Genomic DNA, 20,524 nt, shown 5'->3' on the forward strand with positions numbered 1-20,524 from the left:
TGTCGAGGCCGTGGCACTGGCCCATCTCGCCCGGGGGGGTCCCCCAGGGGGGCTTCACCATGTCTCACGCCCGGTGGGGGGCCCCGCGCCGATGGCGCGGGCCCCTCACCTGTCATGCGGGCGTGCGGGCGGTTAGAGCGTGCCCAGTTTGATGATCGACAGGAGGGCGATCAGCTGGATCGCCGAGGCGCCCAGGGCCTTCGGCCAGGGCAGGTCGTGCGACTTGCTGATCAGCGAGGTGAACAGGGCGCCGGCCGCGACCCAGGTCGCCCAGCCCAGGACCTGCACCAGCATGTTGTCGCCGCTCAGGAATACCGCGAAGAGCAGGCGCGGGGCGTCCGTGATGGACATGACCAGCATCGACAGGCCCACGGTGGGCTGCCAGGAGCCGTCGCCGCCCATCTGGCGGGCCAGGGTGTGCGTGACGACGCCCAGCAGCAGCCCGCAGACGACGAAGGCCACACCGGCGCTGAGGACGATCGGGACGGCCTGGGAGAGGGTGGCGTTGATGACGTCCTTGCGGGCGTCGTCGAGGCCGAAGACCGCCAGCAGGCCGTACAGGAACGTCACGATCAGCGCGGGGCCCCACACGGGGTGGTCGCGCATCTGGAGGAAGGTCGGCCCGGGCCGCATCACGATGCCGCGCAGCAGCTCCTTCCAGGGCAGCCTCGGGCCGGTCGGCGCGGCCGCGCCGGCGCCCGCCTGGTAGGTCGCGCCCTGGCTGTACGGGTCCTCGCCGTACGCGAAGACCTGGGTGTGCCCCGGGTTGTCGTCCGCGTACGAGCCTCCGTGGCCGTACGGGGGCTGCGCCGCCTGCGGGGCCGGCGGCTGCTGGCCGTACGGGTCGAAGTACTCGGGCTCGCCGTGGCCTCCGGCGGTGGCGCCCTGCTGGGGCCACTGCTGCTGGGGAGGGTAGGGCTGCCCGCCGTACGGTGCCTGCTGCGGTTGCTGCTGACCGTACGGCTGCTGCCGCGGGGGTTGTTGGGGCGCGCGGTTGTTGTCCCGGCCGCGTCCGATCCTGAATCCAGCCACGTGATCGAACGTACCTCGTCCGGCGGATCCCGGTGGACGGGCGGCCGGAAGATGCGTCGTTTGCGGCTGACCTGTGACATCCCCTAGGGGGAGGAATGGGGGGCGTGCGTCCCCGGGGCTGCGCCCCGGACGCCGGGACGCGGAACGGCCGGTCCCCTGGGCGGGGACCGGCCGTTCCGGTGTCGTACGCGGGCCTGGCCTGCCTACTTGGCGCTCTCGCCCGCAGTCTCCGGCTTCGCCTCGGGCTCGGCCTCAGCGGCCGCGGCCGACTCTGCCGCAGGCTCGGCCTCGGGCTCGGGCTCGGCCTCAACCTTGGCCTCGGCCGCAGCCGCGGGCGCCGGCTCAGCCTCGGCCTTGGCAGCAGCCTCCGCCTCCGCGTCGGCCTTGGCCTTCGCGTCCGCCTCGGCCTTGGCGGCAGCTGCCGCCTCCGCCTCCGCCTCCGCCTTGGCCTTCGCTTCGGCGGCGGCCTTGGCCTTGGCCTCCGCCTCCGCGGCGGCAGCAGCCTCGGCCTCCGCGGCGGCAGCAGCCTCGGCCTCCGCGGCGGCAGCAGCCTCCGCCTCCGCCTCCGCGGCGGCGAGCGCCTCCGCGTCCGGCTCCGGGGCCTTCACCGACTCCAGGAGCAGCTGGGCCACGTCCACCACCTGGACGGACTCCTTCGCCTGGCCCTCGTTCTTCTTGCCGTTGACCGAGTCCGTCAGCATCACCAGGCAGAACGGGCACGCCGTCGACACGATGTCCGGGTTCAGGGAGAGGGCCTCGTCGACGCGCTCGTTGTTGATGCGCTTGCCGATCCGCTCCTCCATCCACATCCGCGCGCCACCGGCGCCACAGCAGAAGCCGCGCTCCTTGTGGCGGTGCATCTCCTGCTGGCGCAGGCCCGGGACGGCGCTCATGATCTCGCGCGGCGGCGTGTAGACCTTGTTGTGCCGGCCCAGGTAGCACGGGTCGTGGTACGTGATCAGCCCGTCCACCGGCGTCACCGGCAGCAGCCGGCCCTCGTCGATCAGGTGCTGGAGCAGCTGCGTGTGGTGGATGACCTCGTACTCGCCGCCCAGCTGCGGGTACTCGTTCGCGATGGTGTTGAAGCAGTGCGGGCAGGTCGAGACGATCCGCTTCGCCGACTTCGGCTTCTTGGTCGACGGGTCCTCGTCGTCCTCACCGAAGGCCATGTTCAGCATGGCCACGTTCTCCTGGGCGAGCTGCTGGAACAGCGGCTCGTTGCCGAGGCGGCGCGGGGAGTCGCCGGTGCACTTCTCGTCGCCGCCCATGATCGCGAACTTCACGCCCGCGATGTTCAGCAGCTCCGCGAAGGCCTTCGTGGTCTTCTTGGCCCGGTCCTCCAGCGCGCCGGCGCAGCCGACCCAGTAGAGGTAGTCGTACTCGGACAGGTCCTCGGCGTCCTTGCCGACGATCGGGACCTCGAAGTCGACCTCCTTGGTCCACTCCACGCGCTGCTTCTTGGCGAGGCCCCAGGGGTTGCCCTTCTTCTCCAGGTTCTTGAGCATCGTGCCCGCCTCGGACGGGAACGCGCTCTCGATCATCACCTGGTAGCGCCGCATGTCGACGATGTGGTCGATGTGCTCGATGTCGACCGGGCACTGCTCCACACACGCACCGCAGGTCGTGCAGGACCACAGCACGTCCGGGTCGATGACGCCGTTCTCCTCGACGGTCCCGATCAGCGGGCGCTCGGCCTCGGCCAGCGCGGCGGCGGGGACACCGGCGAGCTGCTCCGCCGTGGCGCGCTCCTCGCCCTCCATCGTCTTGCCGCCGCCCGCGAGCAGGTACGGGGCCTTGGCGTGCGCGTGGTCGCGCAGCGACATGATCAGCAGCTTGGGGGAGAGGGGCTTCCCGGTGTTCCAGGCGGGGCACTGCGACTGGCAGCGGCCGCACTCGGTGCACGTGGAGAAGTCGAGGATGCCCTTCCAGGAGAACTGCTCGACCTGGGAGACGCCGAAGACGTCGTCCTCGCCCGGGTCCTCGAAGTCGATCTGCTTGCCGCCGCTGGTCATCGGCTGGAGCGCGCCGAGGGCGGTCGCGCCGTCCGCGTTGCGCTTGAACCAGATGTTCGGGAAGGCGAGGAAGCGGTGCCAGGCGACACCCATGTTGGTGTTGAGGCCGACCGTGATCGCCCACGTCATGGTGACGCCGAGCTTGATCATGGCGGTCAGGTAGACCAGGTTCTGCAGGGTGGCGTAGCTGAGCCCCTTGAACGCGGCGACCAGCGGGTACGAGGCCCAGTACGCGGCCTCGTAGTGGTGGACGCCGTGGATGGCACCCTCCAGGCCGCGCAGGGTCATGATCGCGAGGCCGATGGTGAGGATGACGTACTCGACGAAGTACGCCTGGCCCGCCTTGGAGCCGGCGAAGCGCGACTTGCGCCCCGCCCGCGAGGGCAGGTTCGCGAGCCGGATGCCCATGAGGGTCAGGATGCCGAGCGTCGTGAACAGCGCGATGAACTCGGTGTAGAGCTCGTAGGGCAGCCAGCCGCCGATGACCGGCAGCACCCAGTCGGCCTGGAAGAGCTGGCCGTACGCCGTCACGATCGTCAGGCCGAGGGTCAGGAAGCCCACGGCGACGAACCAGTGGGCCACGCCGATGACGCCCCAGCGGTTCATCCGGGTGTGGCCGACGAACTCCTTGGCCAGCGTGAGGGTGCGCGCCGTCGGGTCGTCCGTACGGCTGCCCGAGGGCACCGGCTGGCCGAGCTTGACGAAGCGATAGATCTGCGCCACGGCTCGGGCGATGAGCGCAACGCCGACCACGGTCAGTACCAGCGACACGATGATCGCGGCGAGTTGCATGGGAGGGCTCCTCGGGCGGGACTTACTAAGCGGTAACTTATTGAGTCAAGGCTTGAGGTTACCCATTCTCCGCCGCGCAATGTAGGTGAGCGTGCGGTGATCTGTGTCGCTCAGGCATGCCTGTGTCGACAGGCCGCCCGAGGGGTGCGGGCCAGGATCGCGAGATCCATCCCAAGCCAGTGGCTCTCCACATAGTGCCGGTCCAGCAGCGCCATCTCCTCCCAGGGGAGGTCGGAGCGCGCACTGACCTGCCACAAGCCGGTCATTCCGGGCCGTACGAAGAGCCGGTCCGCGCAATCCGTACGCGCCTGCGGGCGGGGCCCGACCAGCGACATCTCCCCCCGCAGCACGTTCAGCAGCTGCGGCACCCCGTCCAGGGCGCACCACTCCACGGCCGCCCCGATCCGCCCCGCGCCCCGCGTGCCCAGCCGCCAGGTGCGGAACGGCCGCCCGCCCAGCCCTGCCGCCGGCTCCCGTACGAAGACCCGCCCGCCCCCGGCCGCGCACAGCAGCCCGGCGGCGAGCAGCAGCGGGACCAGGAAGACCGGGAGCAGTACGAGGGCCCCGAGGAGGTCGAACACCCGCTTCGCCGAGCAGTCCGGCAGGGCGGCCCGGGCGGGCATGCGGGCGGGGGGGACGGCCGGCCCCGGGTCGGACGGCGGGCGCGGCGAGAGCAGGCGCAGGGGCATGGGGGCACCGTGCCAAGCGGCTCCGGCGGTTCCGGTGCGCCGCGCGGCGGGGCCGCCCGCCGTCGCCCGCTCGGCCCCCACGCCCGCCGGCCGGGCCGCCCGCTCGGCCCCCACGCCTGCCCGCCGGCCCGTCCGCCGCGCCCACCCGGCCCCCCTGCAGGGCCCGTTCGGCTCCTCCGCCGCGCCCGTCCGGCCCCTGCCACGCCGTCGGAGCCGTACGCGCGCACCGCGGGATTGTGCCTGCTCACGGCCGGGGTGAGCGTAAGGGTGGCGTAAGAGTTGAGCCGCATGGACTCATGTCTGTTGACGCCGGGGCGGCCGTACTGCATCCTTGAGTCTGTTGCACTCAAGTCAGCTGGAGGAATCAAAATGGCACGTGCGGTCGGCATCGACCTGGGCACCACTAACTCCGTCGTCAGCGTTCTCGAAGGCGGCGAGCCCACCGTCATCACCAACGCCGAGGGCGCCAGGACCACGCCGTCCGTCGTCGCCTTCGCCAAGAACGGCGAGGTCCTCGTCGGCGAGGTCGCCAAGCGCCAGGCGGTCACGAACGTGGACCGCACCATCCGCTCGGTGAAGCGCCACATGGGCACCGACTGGAAGATCAACCTGGACGGCAAGGACTTCAACCCGCAGCAGATGAGCGCCTTCATCCTGCAGAAGCTGAAGCGCGACGCCGAGGCCTACCTGGGCGAGAAGGTCACCGACGCGGTCATCACCGTCCCGGCGTACTTCAACGACTCCGAGCGCCAGGCGACCAAGGAGGCCGGTGAGATCGCGGGCCTGAACGTCCTGCGCATCGTCAACGAGCCGACCGCGGCCGCCCTGGCCTACGGCCTCGACAAGGACGACCAGACCATTCTCGTCTTCGACCTCGGTGGCGGCACCTTCGACGTGTCGCTCCTGGAGATCGGCGACGGTGTCGTCGAGGTCAAGGCCACCAACGGTGACAACCACCTCGGTGGCGACGACTGGGACCAGCGCGTCGTCGACTACCTGGTCAAGCAGTTCCACAACGGCCACGGCGTCGACCTGTCCAAGGACAAGATGGCGCTGCAGCGTCTGCGCGAGGCCGCCGAGAAGGCGAAGATCGAGCTGTCCTCCTCCACGGAGACCACGATCAACCTGCCGTACATCACGGCCTCCGCCGAGGGCCCGCTGCACCTGGACGAGAAGCTCACGCGCTCGCAGTTCCAGCAGCTGACGGCGGACCTCCTGGAGCGCTGCAAGACCCCGTTCCACAACGTCATCAAGGACGCCGGCATCCAGCTGTCCGAGATCGACCACGTGGTCCTGGTCGGCGGTTCCACCCGCATGCCGGCCGTCGCCGAACTCGTCAAGGAGCTGACCGGCGGCCAGGACGCCAACAAGGGCGTCAACCCGGACGAGGTCGTCGCCATCGGCGCCACCCTCCAGGCCGGTGTCCTCAAGGGTGAGGTCAAGGACGTCCTGCTCCTCGACGTGACCCCGCTGTCCCTCGGCATCGAGACCAAGGGCGGCATCATGACCAAGCTGATCGAGCGCAACACCACGATCCCGACCAAGCGGTCCGAGATCTTCACGACGGCCGAGGACAACCAGCCGTCGGTGCAGATCCAGGTCTACCAGGGCGAGCGCGAGATCGCGGCGTACAACAAGAAGCTCGGCATGTTCGAGCTGACCGGCCTGCCCCCGGCCCCGCGCGGCGTCCCGCAGATCGAGGTCTCCTTCGACATCGACGCGAACGGCATCATGCACGTCACGGCCAAGGACCTCGGCACGGGCAAGGAGCAGAAGATGACCGTCACCGGCGGCTCTTCGCTCGGCAAGGACGAGGTCGACCGGATGCGCCAGGAGGCCGAGCAGTACGCGGAGGAGGACCACCGCCGCCGCGAGGCCGCCGAGACCCGCAACCAGGCCGAGCAGCTCGTCTACCAGACGGAGAAGTTCGTCAAGGACAACGAGGACAAGGTCCCGGCCGAGGTCAAGACCGAGGTCGAGACCGCCGTCGCCGAGCTGAAGGAGAAGCTCAAGGGCGAGGACACGGCGGAGATCCGCACCGCGACCGAGAAGGTCGCCGCGGTCAGCCAGAAGCTCGGCCAGGCGATCTACGCCGACGCGCAGGCCGCCCAGGGCGCGGCCGGTGCCGCCGGTGGCGCGGGCCAGGCCGGAGCGGCGGACGCCGGCGACGACGTGGTCGACGCCGAGATCGTCGACGACGAGAAGCCGAAGGGCGGCGCTGCCTGATGTCGGAGGAGACCCCGGGTTTTGAGGAGAAGCCCGAAGTCCCCACCGGCGCCACGCCTGACGACGCCGAGCCGAAGGCCGCCGACTCCGCCAAGGAGGAGGCGGCGGCCCCGGCCGGGGACTCCGGAGCACAGGACACTGCCCTGTTGGCGCAGCTGGACCAGGCCCGTACGGCACTCGCCGAGCGGACCGGGGACCTCCAGCGGCTCCAGGCCGAGTACCAGAACTACCGCCGCCGGGTGGAGCGGGACCGGATCGCCGTCAAGGAGATCGCGGTCGCGTCCCTCCTGACGGAGCTGCTCCCGACCCTGGACGACATCGGCCGGGCACGGGATCATGGCGAGCTGGTCGGCGGCTTCAAGTCGGTGGCCGAATCGCTGGAGACGGCCGCCGCCAAGATGGGGCTGCAGCAGTTCGGCAAGGAGGGCGAGCCCTTCGACCCGACGATCCACGAGGCCCTGATGCACTCGTACGCGCCGGACGTCACCGAGACGACCTGCGTGGCGATCCTGCAGCCGGGGTACCGGATCGGCGAGCGCACGATCCGCCCCGCGCGGGTCGCGGTGGCCGAGCCCCAGCCGGGCGCGGCCCCGAAGTCCGAGTCGGCCGAGGCCGACACGCCGTCGGACAAGGACACGGATGCCCCCGACAAGGGCTGATGTTGAACCAGTAAAGGCACGGGAGGAGGGACACCGGGGATGAGCACGAAGGACTTCGTCGAGAAGGACTACTACAAGGTCCTCGGTGTCCCGAAGGACGCGACCGAGGCCGAGATCAAGAAGGCGTACCGGAAGCTCGCACGCGAGTTCCACCCGGACGCCAACAAGGGCGACGCCGCGGCCGAGGAGCGCTTCAAGGAGATCTCCGAGGCCAACGACATCCTCGGCGACCCCAAGAAGCGCAAGGAGTACGACGAGGCCCGCACCCTGTTCGGCAACGGGGGCTTCCGCCCCGGCCCGGGCGGGGGCGGCTCGTTCAACTTCGACCTGGGCGACCTGTTCGGCGGCTCCCAGCCGGGCGGCGGCGCGGGCGGCGGCTTCGGCGGCGGCCTGGGCGACGTCTTCGGCGGGCTGTTCAACCGCGCCGGCGCCGGTGCGGGCACCCGTACCCAGCCGCGCCGCGGCCAGGACATCGAATCGGAGGTCACCCTCTCCTTCACGGAGGCGGTGGACGGGGCCACGGTCCCGCTGCGGATGTCCTCCCAGGCCCCCTGCAAGGCCTGCTCGGGCACCGGCGACAAGAACGGCACGCCCCGGGTGTGCCCGACCTGCGTCGGCACCGGCCAGGTCTCCCGCGGCAGCGGCGGCGGCTTCTCGCTGACCGATCCCTGCGCGGACTGCAAGGGCCGCGGCCTGATCGCGGAGAACCCCTGCGAGGTCTGCAAGGGCAGCGGACGGGCCAAGTCCTCCCGCACCATGCAGGTCCGGATCCCGGCGGGCGTCTCCGACGGCCAGCGGATCCGGTTGCGCGGCAAGGGCGGACCGGGCGAGCGCGGCGGCCCGTCCGGCGACCTGTACGTGGTGGTCCACGTGGACAGCCACCCGGTCTTCGGCCGCAAGGGCGACAACCTGACGGTGACCGTGCCGGTGACGTTCGCCGAGGCAACGCTCGGCGCCGACATCAAGGTCCCGACGTTGAACGGCCCCGCGGTGACGCTGAAGCTGCCGCCCGGCACCCCCAACGGCCGTACGATGCGGGCTCGCGGCAAGGGCGCGGTCCGCAAGGACGGCACCCGCGGGGACCTGCTGGTGACGGTGGAGGTCGCGGTCCCCTCGGAGCTGTCGGACAAGGCCCGCGAGGCGCTGGAGATGTACCGCGAGGCGACGGGGGCGGAGGACCCGCGCGCCGTGCTGTTCGAGTCCGCGAAGGGAGCATGACATGGACGGCCGCCGACGGCAGGCCCGGTTCGGTAGCGGGGCGTACGAGCTGACCGACGAGACCCCGGTCTACGTGATCTCGGTGGCCGCCCAGCTCTCGGGGCTGCACCCGCAGACCCTGCGCCAGTACGACCGCCTGGGCCTGGTCTCCCCGGACCGGACGGCCGGCCGCGGCCGGCGCTACTCGGCCCGCGACATCGAACTGCTCCGCACGGTGCAGACGTTGTCCCAGGACGAGGGCATCAACCTGGCCGGAATCAAGCGGATCATCGAGCTGGAGAACCAGGTCGCCGCGCTCCAGCAGCGCGTGGCCGAGCTCTCGGCGGCGGTGGACGGCGCGGCGGCCGTGCTCCAGCAGCGCGAGGCCCAGGTGCACGCCTCGTACCGGCGGGACCTGGTCAAGTACCAGCCGCCGGTGGCGGGCAACGCCCTGGTCGTCTGGCGGCCCGCGCCGAAGCGCCAGGCCGACTGACCGCAGGGCCGCCCGGCGCGGCCGTTCGCTGACGCACACTCAAGGCCCCGTCCGGTTCCCGGGCGGGGCCTTCGGGGCGTCAGTCGTTCTCGTCCTCCAGGATCCCCGAACGGGCGATCAGGAAGCCCAGTTGGGCTCTGCTGCCGCTGCCGAGGTGGCTGGCGAGCTTGGCGATGTGCGCCCGGCAGGTCCGGACGTTCATGCCCAGCCGGCGTGCGATGGCCTCGTCCACGTGTCCCTCGACGAGCAGTTGGGCGATGGTGCGCTGCACCCCGGAGATGCCGCTGCGGGTGTGTTGGTACGTCACTTCCTCTTGGAGCGGCACGGCCCGGTGCCACAACTGCTCGAACACCTTGATGAGGTAGTCGACCAGGCCCGGGTGGCGCAGCTCCAGGGCGACCTGCCGGTCGTCGCTGGCCGGGATGAAGGCGACCGTCCGGTCGAAGATGATGAGGCGCTCGAACAGCTCCTCCAGCGTGCGCACTTCGACCTTGCCGGCCTTGAGGAGGTCGACGTAGGCGAGCGTGCCGCGGCTGTGCCGGACCGTGTGCTGGTAGAGGGTGCGGATGCGCACGCCGCGGTCGGTCAGCGGCTGGTCGCGCTCCAGGGCCTCCGTCAGCTCCAGGCTCGGACGGGCGCCGCCGGGCTGGATGGTGAGCATTTCCGTGTGACACTCGGCGGTGGCCAGGTTGAGGGCCGCGTTGATGGGGTCGAAGCCTTCGAGCACGGTGATGGCGTGGGTGCTCGCCGGGTTCTGCGCGCTGATGGCGAGAAACGGCTCGAAAGCCTCGGACAGTTCGAGGGAGTCGCGGCGCCGGTCGCGGATCTCCCGTTCGATCGGATGCAGCCGCTGTGCGAGGGCGACGGCGGGGGGAACCGGGCGGAGCGAGTTGACGTCATCAGGGTCTGGCTGCAACAACGCCAGATCGAGCAGACAAGGCGCCGTCTTCACGTCCCCACGTGCAATGCGTCCCGTGCGCAGCGCGCTGGTGTAGAGCCGCGCCCCCTCACTGCACAGCTCGGTGACCGAGTGGGGATGTGTCGCTTTTGTTCTGTTTATGGTCAAATCTCCACCCCCCAGGGTCCTGAACATGCAAGAACATGATGCATCGTCCCTGTGGCAGCAACGTGCCTGAATGAGCCATCGTCTGACAGGCGGGGGAGAGGATTTCATCAAGTGAGGACGAAGCCGACCATGAACAAGAGAATGCTTCGCTCGGCGCTTGCCACCGTCATCTTCTCGGCGCTGGCCGGTCTGGGACTTGCCGGAGTCACCTTGGGGGGCGCCGCGGGAGGTGCCGCGGACGTGCATGCGGCGCCGCTGGAGGACAGTGGATGGCGTGCGGCACCGATGGACAGCGGATGGCGGTCCGCGCCCGTCGATGCCGATTCAGCCGCCCTTGTCGTGGAGAACGCGGGATGACCCCCGACGACCGCGGTTTCCGACGTGAAATGGCTTCCGCCTACCGATCCGGTTGGCAGTTCATCGATCTCGCCACGGCCATCCCCCACCCCGGCGACTCGTTGATGGTCACCCTGTTCGGCCAGCCGATCGTCGTCACGCGCGAGGAGGACGAGGACGTCCGGGCGTACCGCTGCCTGCGCCGCCCCCGCGGCGCGCCGCAGCCCGTCCGCTGCGAGGTGCGCTACGGCATGGTCTTCGTGAACCTTGATCAGCGCGACCACCAGCTCTTCGAACCCGATATCACCACCGCCACCCCCCGCAGTGCCTGAAGCGATTCCCCCGTCGTTGCAGATCGCTCCAGGTGCTTCCCCCACACAACGGCGCCATCGTGGACCTGACCACGGTGGCGCCGTTGTGATGTCCGCGTCCAGGGGTTGAACGCGACTTCTTTCCCGGCCCGGGCTCAGGCCCGTCCCATCGCCCGGTCGAGGGTGATCTCCAGGACGACCCGGTCGGGGTTGGGCGAGGGCGTCCGCCCGTACCGCTCGGCGTAGCGCGCCACGGCCTCGGCCACCGCGGCCTCGTCCGTACGGATCACCGCGCGGCCCTCCAGCGTCGCCCAGCGGCGGCCCTCCATCTGGCACACCGCGACCCGGGCCGAGCCCGGTGCCGTCGCCTGGGCCGCCAGGACGTTGCGGACCTTCTTGCTGTGCTTGTTGCTGATCACCCGGGCCAGCCCGGCCTCGGGGTCGTACGTCACTCCCACCGGCACCACGTGCGGGGTGCCGTCGGGCCGGGGCGTGGTCAGCGTGCAGACGTGCCGTTCCCGCCAGAAGGCGAGGTATTCGGGCGTCGGGTTGAGTACGTCGTGGGACATGCGCCGCAGCGTATCCACGGGCGGCGGCTACCCTCACCACCTTGAGTGGAATAGACTCAACTTTGCGGACGTTGAGCTTGTCAGTATTCGTATGGAGAGGGAGAGGAGAAGCCGCACGTGGACGCCGAGCTGACCAACAGGAGCCGGGACGCGCTGAACGCGGCCACCAGCCGGGCCGTCAAGGACGGCCACGCCGACCTGACCCCCGCACACCTGCTGCTGGCCCTCCTCGCCGGCGAGGACAACGAGAACATCACCGACCTGCTCGTCGCGGTCGACGCCGACCAGGCCGCCGTCCGGAGCGGGGCCGAGCGGGTCCTCGCGGGCCTGCCCAGCGTCACCGGCTCCACGGTCGCGCCCCCGCAGCCCAGCCGCGACCTGCTCGCCGTACTGGCCGAGGCGGACGGCCAGGCCGGGCGCCTCGGTGACGACTACCTCTCCACCGAGCACCTCCTCATCGCCATCGCCGCCAAGGGCGGCGCGGCCGGTGAGGTCCTCACCCGGCAGGGCGCGACGGCGCAGAAGCTGCTGGACGCCTTCGAGAAAGCACGAGGAGGACGGCGGGTGACCACCCCCGACCCGGAGGGCCAGTACAAGGCCCTGGAGAAGTTCGGCACCGACTTCACGGCGGCTGCCCGCGAGGGCAAGCTCGACCCGGTCATCGGCCGCGACCAGGAGATCCGGCGCGTGGTCCAGGTCCTGTCGCGCCGTACCAAGAACAACCCGGTGCTCATCGGCGAGCCCGGCGTCGGCAAGACCGCCGTCGTCGAGGGACTCGCGCAGCGCATCGTCAAGGGCGACGTCCCCGAGTCCCTGAAGAACAAGCGGCTCGTCGCCCTCGACCTCGGCGCGATGGTCGCCGGCGCGAAGTACCGCGGCGAGTTCGAGGAACGCCTGAAGACCGTCCTCGCCGAGATCAAGTCCAGCGACGGCCAGATCATCACCTTCATCGACGAGCTCCACACCGTCGTCGGCGCGGGCGCCGGCGGGGACTCCGCCATGGACGCCGGCAACATGCTCAAGCCCATGCTGGCCCGAGGGGAGCTGCGCATGGTCGGCGCGACCACCCTCGACGAGTACCGCGAACGGATCGAGAAGGACCCGGCGCTGGAGCGCCGCTTCCAGCAGGTGCTGGTCGCCGAGCCGACCGTCGAGGACACCATCGCCATCCTGCGCGGCCTCAAGGGCCGCTACGAGGCGCACCACAAGGTCCAGATCAACGACAGCGCGCTGGTGGCCGCCGCGACCCTCTCCGACCGGTACATCACCTCCCGCTTCCTGCCCGACAAGGCCATCGACCTGGTCGACGAGGCCGCGTCGCGCCTGCGCATGGAGATCGACTCCTCCCCGGTGGAGATCGACGAGCTTCAGCGCGCCGTGGACCGGCTGCGCATGGAGGAGCTGGCGCTGAAGAACGAGTCGGACCCGGCCTCGCGCGAGCGCCTGGACAAGATCCGCAAGGACCTCGCGGACAGGGAGGAGGACCTGCGGGGCCTGACCGCCCGCTGGGAGAAGGAGAAGCAGTCCCTCAACCGCGTCGGCGAGCTCAAGGAGCGCCTGGACGACCTGCGCGGCCAGGCGGAGCGCGCCCAGCGCGACGGCGACTTCGACACCGCCTCCAAGCTGCTGTACGGGGAGATCCCGGCCCTGGAGCGCGAGCTCGCGGAGGCCACCGAGGCGGAGGAGGAGGCCTCGAAGACCGGTCACTCCAAGGACGCGATGGTCAAGGACGAGGTCGGCCCCGACGACATCGCGGACGTGGTCGGCGCCTGGACCGGCATCCCGGCGGGCCGGCTCCTGGAGGGCGAGACCCAGAAGCTGCTGCGCATGGAGGCGGAGCTCGGCCGCCGCCTGATCGGCCAGACGGAGGCCGTACGGGCGGTCTCGGACGCCGTACGCCGCACCCGCGCCGGCATCGCGGACCCGGACCGGCCGACCGGCTCGTTCCTGTTCCTCGGGCCCACGGGCGTCGGCAAGACGGAGCTGGCCAAGGCCCTCGCGGACTTCCTCTTCGACGACGAGCGGGCCATGGTGCGCATCGACATGTCGGAGTACGGCGAGAAGCACAGCGTGGCGCGGCTCGTCGGCGCGCCCCCCGGCTACGTCGGCTACGAGGAGGGCGGCCAGCTGACGGAGGCGGTCCGCCGCCGCCCGTACAGCGTCGTGCTCCTGGACGAGGTCGAGAAGGCCCATCCCGAGGTTTTCGACATCCTGCTCCAGGTCCTGGACGACGGCCGCCTCACGGACGGCCAGGGCCGCACCGTGGACTTCCGCAACACCATCCTGATCCTGACCTCGAACCTCGGCAGCCAGTTCCTCATGGACCCCCTGGCCTCCCCCGAGGACAAGAAGGCCAGGGTCCTGGAGGTCGTCAGGGCCTCCTTCAAGCCGGAGTTCCTGAACCGGCTGGACGACGTGGTGGTCTTCTCGGCCCTCGGCGCCGACGAGCTGGCGCACATCGCCCGGCTCCAGATCGGCCGCCTCGCCCAGCGCCTGGCGGACCGCCGCCTGAGCCTGGACGTCACCCCCGAGGCGCTGGCCTGGCTGGCGGACAAGGGCAACGACCCGGCGTACGGCGCCCGGCCGCTGCGCCGCCTGATCCAGACGGCCATCGGCGACCGGCTGGCCAAGGAGATCCTGGCGGGCGAGGTCAGGGACGGGGACACCGTCCGCGTGGACGTGGCGGCCGACGACCTCCTGGTCGGCAAGGCCCTCTGATCGCGGCTCCTGTCCGCCCGGAGCGGATCGGGCGTGGAGGGCTGGACACGGGGTGGGAGCGATGGTGGAGGATGGCAGTATCCGCACGAAGGGAAGTACACGGTGAGCATCGACCCGGCCTCGATTCCGAACTTCGGAGGGCAGCAGCCCGATCCGCAGGCCACAGGACCGGCGGGCCCCGTCGTCCCCGACCAGGATCTGGTCAAGCAGCTGCTTGACCAGATGGAGCTCAAGTACGTCGTCGACGACGAGGGTGACCTCGCGGCGCCGTGGGAGGAGTTCCGGACGTACTTCATGTTCCGCGGCGAGGACGAGCAGCAGGTCTTCTCGGTGCGGACCTTCTACGACCGCCCGCACGCCATCGAAGACAAGGCGCAGCTCCTGGAGTCGATCGACGACTGGAACCGCCGCACGCTGTGGCCCAAGGTCTACAGCCACACCCACGACGACGGCTCCGTCCGCCTGATCGGCGAGGCGCAGATGCTGATCGGCACCGGCGTCAGCCTGGAGCACTTCGTCTCCTCCACCGTCAGCTGGGTCCGCGCCTCCATCGAGTTCGACAAGTGGCTCGTGGAGCAGCTCGGACTGGAGAAGGACATCGAGTCCTCCGCCGACGGCGACGACCAGAACGGCGACGACGACTGACCGTCTGACCCTCGGCCTTCGGCGCGCCGAAAGCCGTCACAGCGGTACGCGGGCCACGAGCAGCAAGTACAGCCCGTAGCCGTACGAGAGCCCGGCCAGCCCCGCGGTCACCACGACCGCGGAGCGCGGCCGGGCTCGCGCCATGGCGGCCGCGACCGGCAGCAGCAGCGGGAACGCGGGCAGCAGGAAGCGCGGCTTCGACTCGAAGAACCCGGCCCCGCCGAAGGTGATCACCAGCAGGACCGCGGTGTGGACGAGCAGCGGCAGCGGGGTCCGGTCGAGGACCAGCAGCACCGCCATGAGGGCCGCCACGGCCAGCACCGCCACCGTCACGACGGTGGCGAGCATGACCTGCCCGCCGCTCAGCACCCGCCCGGCCGAGTCCAGCGCGCCGACCCCGAAGTCGAAGCGCGAGCCCCAGCGCCGCTGCACGGTGAAGTACCCGGCGGGATCCCCGGTGCGCACCCCCACGGCCAGGACGTACGCCGCCCAGCCCACCGGCGCGAGCAGCCCGGCCGCCCACACCTCGGGCGCGCGTGACCTGCCCACGCACACCGCGTGCAGCGCCGTCACGGACACCGCCGCGGCGACGGCGATCCCGGTGGGGCGGGTCAGCCCGGCGAGCACCGCCAGACCCGCGGCCCACAGCCAGCGCTCCCGCAGCAGGGCGTACAGCGCCCAGGCGGCCAGCGCCGACAGCAGCGGCTCGGTGTAGGCCAGGCTCAGCACCACCGCGTGCGGCACCACGGCCCACACCGTCACCAGCAGCACCCCGACGCGCGGGCCGTACACCAGCTCCCCGACCCGGTACACCCCGACGGCGGCCACGGCCGCGGCGGTCCACGCCACCAGCAGCCCCGCCCAGGGGGTGGCGCCGGCCAGCCGCACCAGCAGCGGGTACAGCGGGAAGAAGGCGCAGTCGCTCTGCACCCAGCCACCGTCCGCCCACATCTGGGTGCGGCCGTACCCGTGCGAGGCGATGGCGAGGTACCAGACGGAATCCCAGGAGAAGCCGAGCACCCGCACGGGGCTGCGCCCCGCCCACCACGAGCCCACGGCGAGCAGCAGCACCCCGGCCCCGCGGACGGTGGCGAACACCCCGAGCGCGACCACGGGGGCGGGCAGGGCGCGCACGGCGGCGGTGCGCACCTGCTGCGGACGTACGGAAGCCGACGTGCTGCCCGTCGCCGTCATGAACCCCGTCTTTCAGCCGTTGGTGGAGAGAGCTTCGGGCACGCGTGAGGCCGTCCGTCGTGCTGCGGCGGGAAGCGCTCCTGAACCTTCGGTGAAGAGCCTGCTCCCGCTCCGCGTCGTCATGAGGGAGACCCTATGAGGGCGTGCGGCGGCGCGCCGTCCGACGCCGCCGACCGGGTCCGCCGCTCGAAGGACCCTCGAAGGGCCCCTTGAAGGACCGGCGCGTCAGAGCCGGCGCAGCCGGTCGGCGGCCTCCTGGAGCACCCCCGTCCTCTTGCAGAAGGCCCAGCGCACCTGGGTGGCCCCGGCGGCCTGGTCGTCGTAGAAGACCTGGTTCGGGATGGCGACGACACCGCAGCGCTCGGGCAGGGCGCGGCAGAAGGCGAGGCCGTCCTTCTCGCCGAGGGGGGAGATGTCGGTGGTGATGAAGTACGTGCCCTGCGGGCGGAAGACCTCGAAGCCGGCCGCGGTGAGCCCGTCGGCGAGGATGTCGCGCTTGGCGGCCAGGTCGGCCCGGAACCCCTCGAAGTAGCTGTCGGGAAGGTGCAGGGCCTCGGCGATCGCGTACTGGAATGGGCCCGACGCGACGTACGTCAGGAACTGCTTCGCCGAGCGGACCGCGGAGACGAGCGCGGAGGTGGCGGTGATCCAGCCGACCTTCCACCCGGTGAACGAGAAGGTCTTGCCGGCGCTGGAAATGGTGACCGTGCGCTCGCGCATGCCGGGCAGGGAGGCCAGTGGCGTGTGGGCCCCCTCGAAGACGAGGTGCTCGTAGACCTCGTCCGTGACGACGAGGAGGTCGCGCTCCACGGCCAGCTCGGCGACGGCCGCGAGCTCGGCCGCGCTCAGCACCGTGCCCGTCGGGTTGTGCGGGGTGTTCAGCAGGATGAGCCGGGTGCGCGGGGTGACCGCGGCGCGCAGTTCGTCCAGGTCGAGGACGAACGCTCCGGCGTGCGGGCGCAGGGTGACCGGGACGCGGGTGGCCCCGGCCATCGCGATGCAGGCCGCGTACGAGTCGTAGTACGGCTCCAGGGCGATGACCTCGTCGCCCGGTTCGAGCAGTGCGAGCAGTGAGGCGGCGATGGCCTCGGTGGCGCCTGCGGTGACCAGGACCTCGGTGTCCGGGTCGTAGGCCAGGCCGTAGAAGCGCTGCTGGTGGCGGGCGATGGCAGTGCGCAGCTCCGGGACGCCGGGGCCGGGCGGATACTGGTTGCCCAGGCCCGACAGCACCGCGCGGGAAGCCGCCTCGGCGATCTCCGCCGGGCCGTCCGTGTCGGGGAAGCCCTGGCCGAGGTTGATCGACCCGGTGCGGGCGGCCAGGGCCGACATCTCCGCGAAGATCGTCGTACCGAAGGCCGCGAGCCGGCGGTTGAGGAAGGGGCGGCTGCCGCCCGCGGGTGCGCTCATGGCGGCCATCCTGCGGGGAACCTCTGGACTTGCTCAAGTGTGCTTTGGCCGGGGTGGCGTGCGGGCATCCCCCTGTCACGCGGGGCCGCGGCCCGCGAACGACCGTGGTTCGACACCTCGGGGGAACCGGGGGTGAGGGGGAGGGTGAGGACGATGGTGGTCTTCGGTGTGCTGTTCGTCGCGCTGGTCATCGCAGGTTTCGTGTTCCTGGTGAAGAAGGCGTCCGGCTCGGGTTCGGGCTCCGGCTCCGGCTCCGGTTCCGGTTCGGGCTCTTCGTGGTGGGCGGGGGACGGCGGTTCGTCCTCCTCCTGCGGTTCGTCCTCGTCTTGTGGTTCCTCCTCGTCCTGCGGTGGATCGTCGTCCTCCTGCGGTGGCGGGGGCTGCGGTTCCAGCTGACACGGGGCAGCTGGCACCGCGTACGTCAGGGCGCCCGGCGGCGCGTGCCGCCGTCGGGCGCCCTCACGTCCTTGGGCGCCCCGCGCCCGTCCCGCGGCCTCGCGCCCGTGTGCCCACCCCGCGTCCGTCGGGCTTTCCCGATCGGCCGTATGACGACGCGCGGGACGGACGGTGTTGAACACGTGAACTGAGCAGCCCCCGGGGGGATGTAAACCCAATCAAGTTGGGTAAAAGCGCTGTGAGTGCCGTGCCTTTCATGATTCCCTCGGTTGAGTAGACCAGTCCTCGGACCCTCCTGGACTTCCTGTGGACCCGTGCCGGTGTCCCCCCACCCGTTGACCACCGCTGGCGGGCCCCGGCCCATCTCCCTCGCGCGTTTGCGGAGCCGACTCATGCTCACGACCCTCAAGACCTCCTACACCGACACGCGTGCCGCCGACCTCGCCTGGGCTCTGGGGCGGGACCGGCTGCCCGCCCTGGCTGTACTGAACCTCGAACTGACCGGCGCCAAGGTGGAGTTGCGCCTGCTCGGGGCCTCTCATCAGGTGCTCCTGGAGGAAGGCGCGGTGCTCTGCTCGGAGACGGTCGCCTGCATGCCCGGCAGCAGCACGCCGCTGCCGCTCGGCGTGGCGAAGCGGATGGGTGACTGGGAGTACGAGTTCGCCGCGCGGGTCGAGAAGCTGTCGCGTGGCTCCTTCGCGGGGCGGGCCCAGGAACTGCTCGCCCTGGTCGCGGACCACCCGAACGGACTGGCCGGGACCTTTCCGGGCAGTCCGCACGCCTTCACCGCGATGCTCGCCCAGCGCCACGAGGGCCAGGTGCGCTGGCGGACCTGGCATGCGTACCCGCAGGAAGGCCAGTTGGTGGCCACTCGTACGAGGGTCGGTGTGCGGATGGGTGCGCCGGCCGGGAGCCTGGAGCCCGCCGTACTTTAGACGGCGGCGGACCAAGGCTTCTCGGGGGCGCGGACGGTGCGGACCGTCCACGGTGGTTGGGCCAACTGGGTGAAACCGCACGTCGGTTGCACCCATGTGGGTGACGGGATGCAAGTGGGCGGTGACGTACGGTTCGCTGCATGATCGACCGTTCCGTCCCGCGCCGGGTGCTTCCGGCTCCGGAGCCTCGGGGCGGGGCGACCCGTCCGGCGGCCGCCCTGCCCGTACGGCCCCGGACCGGCCGACTCCTCGTCCTGGCCACCGTGTTCGTCTGTGCTGCCTGCGGTCTGGTGTACGAGCTGGAGCTGCTCGCCCTCGGCTCGTACCTCATCGGCGATTCGGTCACGCAGGCGTCCGTCGTGCTGTCCGTCATGGTCTTCGCCATGGGCGTGGGATCCCTGCTCGCCAAACAGCTGCGGACTCGGCCCGCCTTCGGGTTCGCCGCCATCGAGGCGGGCCTCGCGCTCGTCGGCGGGCTCTCCGCGATGGCGCTGTACGCGAGCTTCGCCTGGCTGGGGGAGTCCCGGCCGGCCCTCGTCGCCTTCTCCTTCGTGATCGGCGTGCTCATCGGCGCGGAGATCCCGCTGCTGATGGTGCTCATCCAGCGGATCCGCCGCCAGGACGCGGGCGGCGCCGTCGCCGACCTCTTCGCCGCGGACTACGTGGGCGCCCTGGTCGGGGGGCTGGCCTTCCCCTTCCTGCTGCTGCCGGTGCTCGGCCAGCTCACCGGCGCCATGCTGACCGGCACCGTCAACGCCGTCGTCGGCGGCGGTCTCGTGCTGTGGCTGTTCCGCCGCGACCTGGGCCGGCGCGGGCGCTGGGTGCTCATCGCCTCGAACCTCACCGTGCTGGCCCTCCTCGCCTGCGCGACCGCCCTCGCCGCCGACTTCGAGCGGGTGGCCCGCCGCGCCGTCTACGGGGCCGAGGTCCGCGTCGCCCGGCAGACCGGCGTGCAGGAACTGGTCCTGACCGGCCCCTCCAGCGGTTCCCCGCGCTCGCTCGACCTGTTCCTCGACGGGCGGCTGCGGGTCAGCGGCTACGACGAGTACCGGTTCCACGAGGCCCTGGTGCACCCCGCGATGACCGGCCCGCACCGCCGCGTGCTGGTCCTCGGCGGCGGCGACGGGCTCGCCGCCCGCGAGGTGCTGCGCTACCCGGACGTCGCCTCCGTCACCGTCGTCGAGCTCGACCCCGGCGTGGTCCGGCTCGCCCGCACCGACCCCATGCTGTCCGCGCTCAACGGCCGGGCCTACGAGGATCCGCGGCTGGGCGTCGTCACGGAGGACGCCTTCGGCTGGCTGCGGGGGCCGGCCGCGCGGGACCGGTTCGACGTCATCGTCTCCGACCTGCCCGACCCGGGCATCACCCCCAGCACGAAGCTGTACTCGCAGGAGTTCTACGGGCTCGCCGCGCGGGCCCTGAGCCCCGGCGGGCGGATCGCCGTGCACGCGGGGCCGCTGGCCACCCGCCCGCACACGTACTGGACGGTGGAGGCCACCCTGCGCGCGGCCGGCCTGAGGACCTCCCCCTACAGCGCGGGCGGCCGGCTCTCGGGCTTCGCCGCGGGCCCGGACCGCCGCAGCCCCGGCGCGACCGGGGCGCAGCCGCTGGACTGGGGCTTCGTCCTGGCCGGCCGGGACCGGGTCCCGGAGCTGCGGGTGGACCACAACACGCCCGGGCTGCGCTCCCTGTCCACCCGGTCCCTCCAGGACGCGGCGCGCGACGCGGAACGGGCACGGCCGGCCGGAGTCCTGCCGTCCACGCTTCCGCACCCCCGGTATTCCTGAGCCGCGGGATCGCGGGATTGGTCGGTGCCGGACCGCGTACGGGAGGGGCTCACGTCGGTA

General features: G+C 71.3%; 17 protein-coding genes. 10 read left to right on the top strand and 7 right to left on the bottom strand.

Annotation, left to right across the window (positions count from 1 at the left end; genetic code table 11):
* Positions 1-132: 132 nt before the first annotated feature.
* From AB0B01_RS01150 to AB0B01_RS01160, 3 genes are all read right to left on the bottom strand, one after another.
* The gene (locus tag AB0B01_RS01150) at positions 133-1,032 is read right to left on the bottom strand and encodes a Yip1 family protein (RefSeq protein ID WP_361711751.1); all 900 of its coding nucleotides are present in this window, start codon (positions 1,030-1,032) and stop codon (positions 133-135) included.
* A 203-nt stretch (positions 1,033-1,235) separates the two neighbouring features.
* Positions 1,236-3,836, bottom strand: coding sequence for a (Fe-S)-binding protein (locus AB0B01_RS01155; RefSeq protein ID WP_361711753.1), 2,601 nt, complete (start codon positions 3,834-3,836; stop codon positions 1,236-1,238).
* A gap of 110 nt (positions 3,837-3,946) precedes the next feature.
* A complete protein-coding gene (locus AB0B01_RS01160) occupies positions 3,947-4,525 on the bottom strand; it encodes a sugar transferase (protein ID WP_361711755.1) in 579 nt (192 codons plus the stop codon).
* Between the two features lie 369 nt (positions 4,526-4,894).
* On the opposite strand from AB0B01_RS01160, the gene dnaK reads away from it, so the two are divergent.
* From dnaK to AB0B01_RS01180, 4 genes are read left to right on the top strand one after another with little or no spacing between them, the layout of a single operon-like run.
* The gene (gene dnaK / locus AB0B01_RS01165) at positions 4,895-6,751 is read left to right on the top strand and encodes a molecular chaperone DnaK (protein WP_361711757.1); all 1,857 of its coding nucleotides are present in this window, start codon (positions 4,895-4,897) and stop codon (positions 6,749-6,751) included.
* Positions 6,751-7,410, top strand: a complete 660-nt coding sequence (gene grpE / locus AB0B01_RS01170; protein WP_361711759.1) for a nucleotide exchange factor GrpE — start codon at positions 6,751-6,753, stop codon at positions 7,408-7,410. Before dnaK ends, grpE begins: the two co-directional genes overlap by 1 nt.
* Before the next feature lie 39 nt (positions 7,411-7,449).
* Positions 7,450-8,628, top strand: a complete 1,179-nt coding sequence (dnaJ, locus tag AB0B01_RS01175) for a molecular chaperone DnaJ (protein WP_361711761.1) — start codon at positions 7,450-7,452, stop codon at positions 8,626-8,628.
* 1 nt (position 8,629) lies between these two features.
* Positions 8,630-9,100, top strand: a complete 471-nt coding sequence (locus AB0B01_RS01180; RefSeq protein WP_361711763.1) for a helix-turn-helix domain-containing protein — start codon at positions 8,630-8,632, stop codon at positions 9,098-9,100.
* Positions 9,101-9,179: 79 nt separating this feature from the next.
* On the opposite strand, the gene AB0B01_RS01185 is transcribed toward AB0B01_RS01180, so the two are convergent.
* Positions 9,180-10,193 carry a helix-turn-helix transcriptional regulator gene (locus tag AB0B01_RS01185; protein WP_361711765.1) on the bottom strand — a complete coding sequence of 338 codons (1,014 nt, stop codon included), beginning with the start codon at positions 10,191-10,193 and terminating at the stop codon, positions 9,180-9,182.
* A gap of 102 nt (positions 10,194-10,295) precedes the next feature.
* On the opposite strand from AB0B01_RS01185, the gene AB0B01_RS01190 reads away from it, so the two are divergent.
* The gene (locus tag AB0B01_RS01190) at positions 10,296-10,523 is read left to right on the top strand and encodes a hypothetical protein (RefSeq protein ID WP_361711767.1); all 228 of its coding nucleotides are present in this window, start codon (positions 10,296-10,298) and stop codon (positions 10,521-10,523) included.
* Entirely contained in the window at positions 10,520-10,834 is a 315-nt protein-coding gene (locus AB0B01_RS01195) for a (2Fe-2S)-binding protein (RefSeq protein ID WP_356846426.1), read from the top strand. Before AB0B01_RS01190 ends, AB0B01_RS01195 begins: the two co-directional genes overlap by 4 nt.
* Positions 10,835-10,968: 134 nt before the next feature.
* Here the strand turns inward: AB0B01_RS01195 and AB0B01_RS01200 are convergent, their stop codons facing one another.
* Positions 10,969-11,382 (bottom strand): TIGR03618 family F420-dependent PPOX class oxidoreductase, encoded by a 414-nt coding sequence (locus AB0B01_RS01200; RefSeq protein WP_361711769.1) that lies wholly within the window; start codon positions 11,380-11,382, stop codon positions 10,969-10,971.
* 117 nt (positions 11,383-11,499) lie between these two features.
* Here AB0B01_RS01200 and clpB point away from each other — a divergent pair, with 117 nt between their 5' ends.
* On the top strand, positions 11,500-14,100 hold the full coding sequence (gene clpB / locus AB0B01_RS01205; protein ID WP_361711771.1) for an ATP-dependent chaperone ClpB: 2,601 nt from the start codon (positions 11,500-11,502) through the stop codon (positions 14,098-14,100).
* A 102-nt stretch (positions 14,101-14,202) separates the two neighbouring features.
* Positions 14,203-14,745 carry a YbjN domain-containing protein gene (locus AB0B01_RS01210; RefSeq protein WP_356846430.1) on the top strand — a complete coding sequence of 181 codons (543 nt, stop codon included), beginning with the start codon at positions 14,203-14,205 and terminating at the stop codon, positions 14,743-14,745.
* A 36-nt stretch (positions 14,746-14,781) separates the two neighbouring features.
* Here the strand turns inward: AB0B01_RS01210 and AB0B01_RS01215 are convergent, their stop codons facing one another.
* A complete protein-coding gene (locus AB0B01_RS01215; protein ID WP_361711773.1) occupies positions 14,782-15,939 on the bottom strand; it encodes a hypothetical protein in 1,158 nt (385 codons plus the stop codon).
* A gap of 225 nt (positions 15,940-16,164) precedes the next feature.
* Positions 16,165-17,355: a pyridoxal phosphate-dependent aminotransferase gene (locus AB0B01_RS01220; RefSeq protein ID WP_361711775.1), complete on the bottom strand. Its 1,191-nt coding sequence runs from the start codon at positions 17,353-17,355 to the stop codon at positions 16,165-16,167.
* A gap of 779 nt (positions 17,356-18,134) precedes the next feature.
* Here AB0B01_RS01220 and AB0B01_RS01225 point away from each other — a divergent pair.
* Both AB0B01_RS01225 and AB0B01_RS01230 read left to right on the top strand, forming a co-directional pair.
* The gene (locus tag AB0B01_RS01225) at positions 18,135-18,677 is read left to right on the top strand and encodes a DUF2617 family protein (protein ID WP_361711777.1); all 543 of its coding nucleotides are present in this window, start codon (positions 18,135-18,137) and stop codon (positions 18,675-18,677) included.
* 140 nt (positions 18,678-18,817) lie between these two features.
* The gene (locus AB0B01_RS01230) at positions 18,818-20,464 is read left to right on the top strand and encodes a polyamine aminopropyltransferase (RefSeq protein WP_361711779.1); all 1,647 of its coding nucleotides are present in this window, start codon (positions 18,818-18,820) and stop codon (positions 20,462-20,464) included.
* The last annotated feature ends 60 nt before the right edge of the window (positions 20,465-20,524 follow it).

The sequence above is a fragment of the Streptomyces sp. NPDC044571 genome (genome assembly GCF_040647115.1).
Lineage (GTDB): Bacteria > Actinomycetota > Actinomycetes > Streptomycetales > Streptomycetaceae > Streptomyces.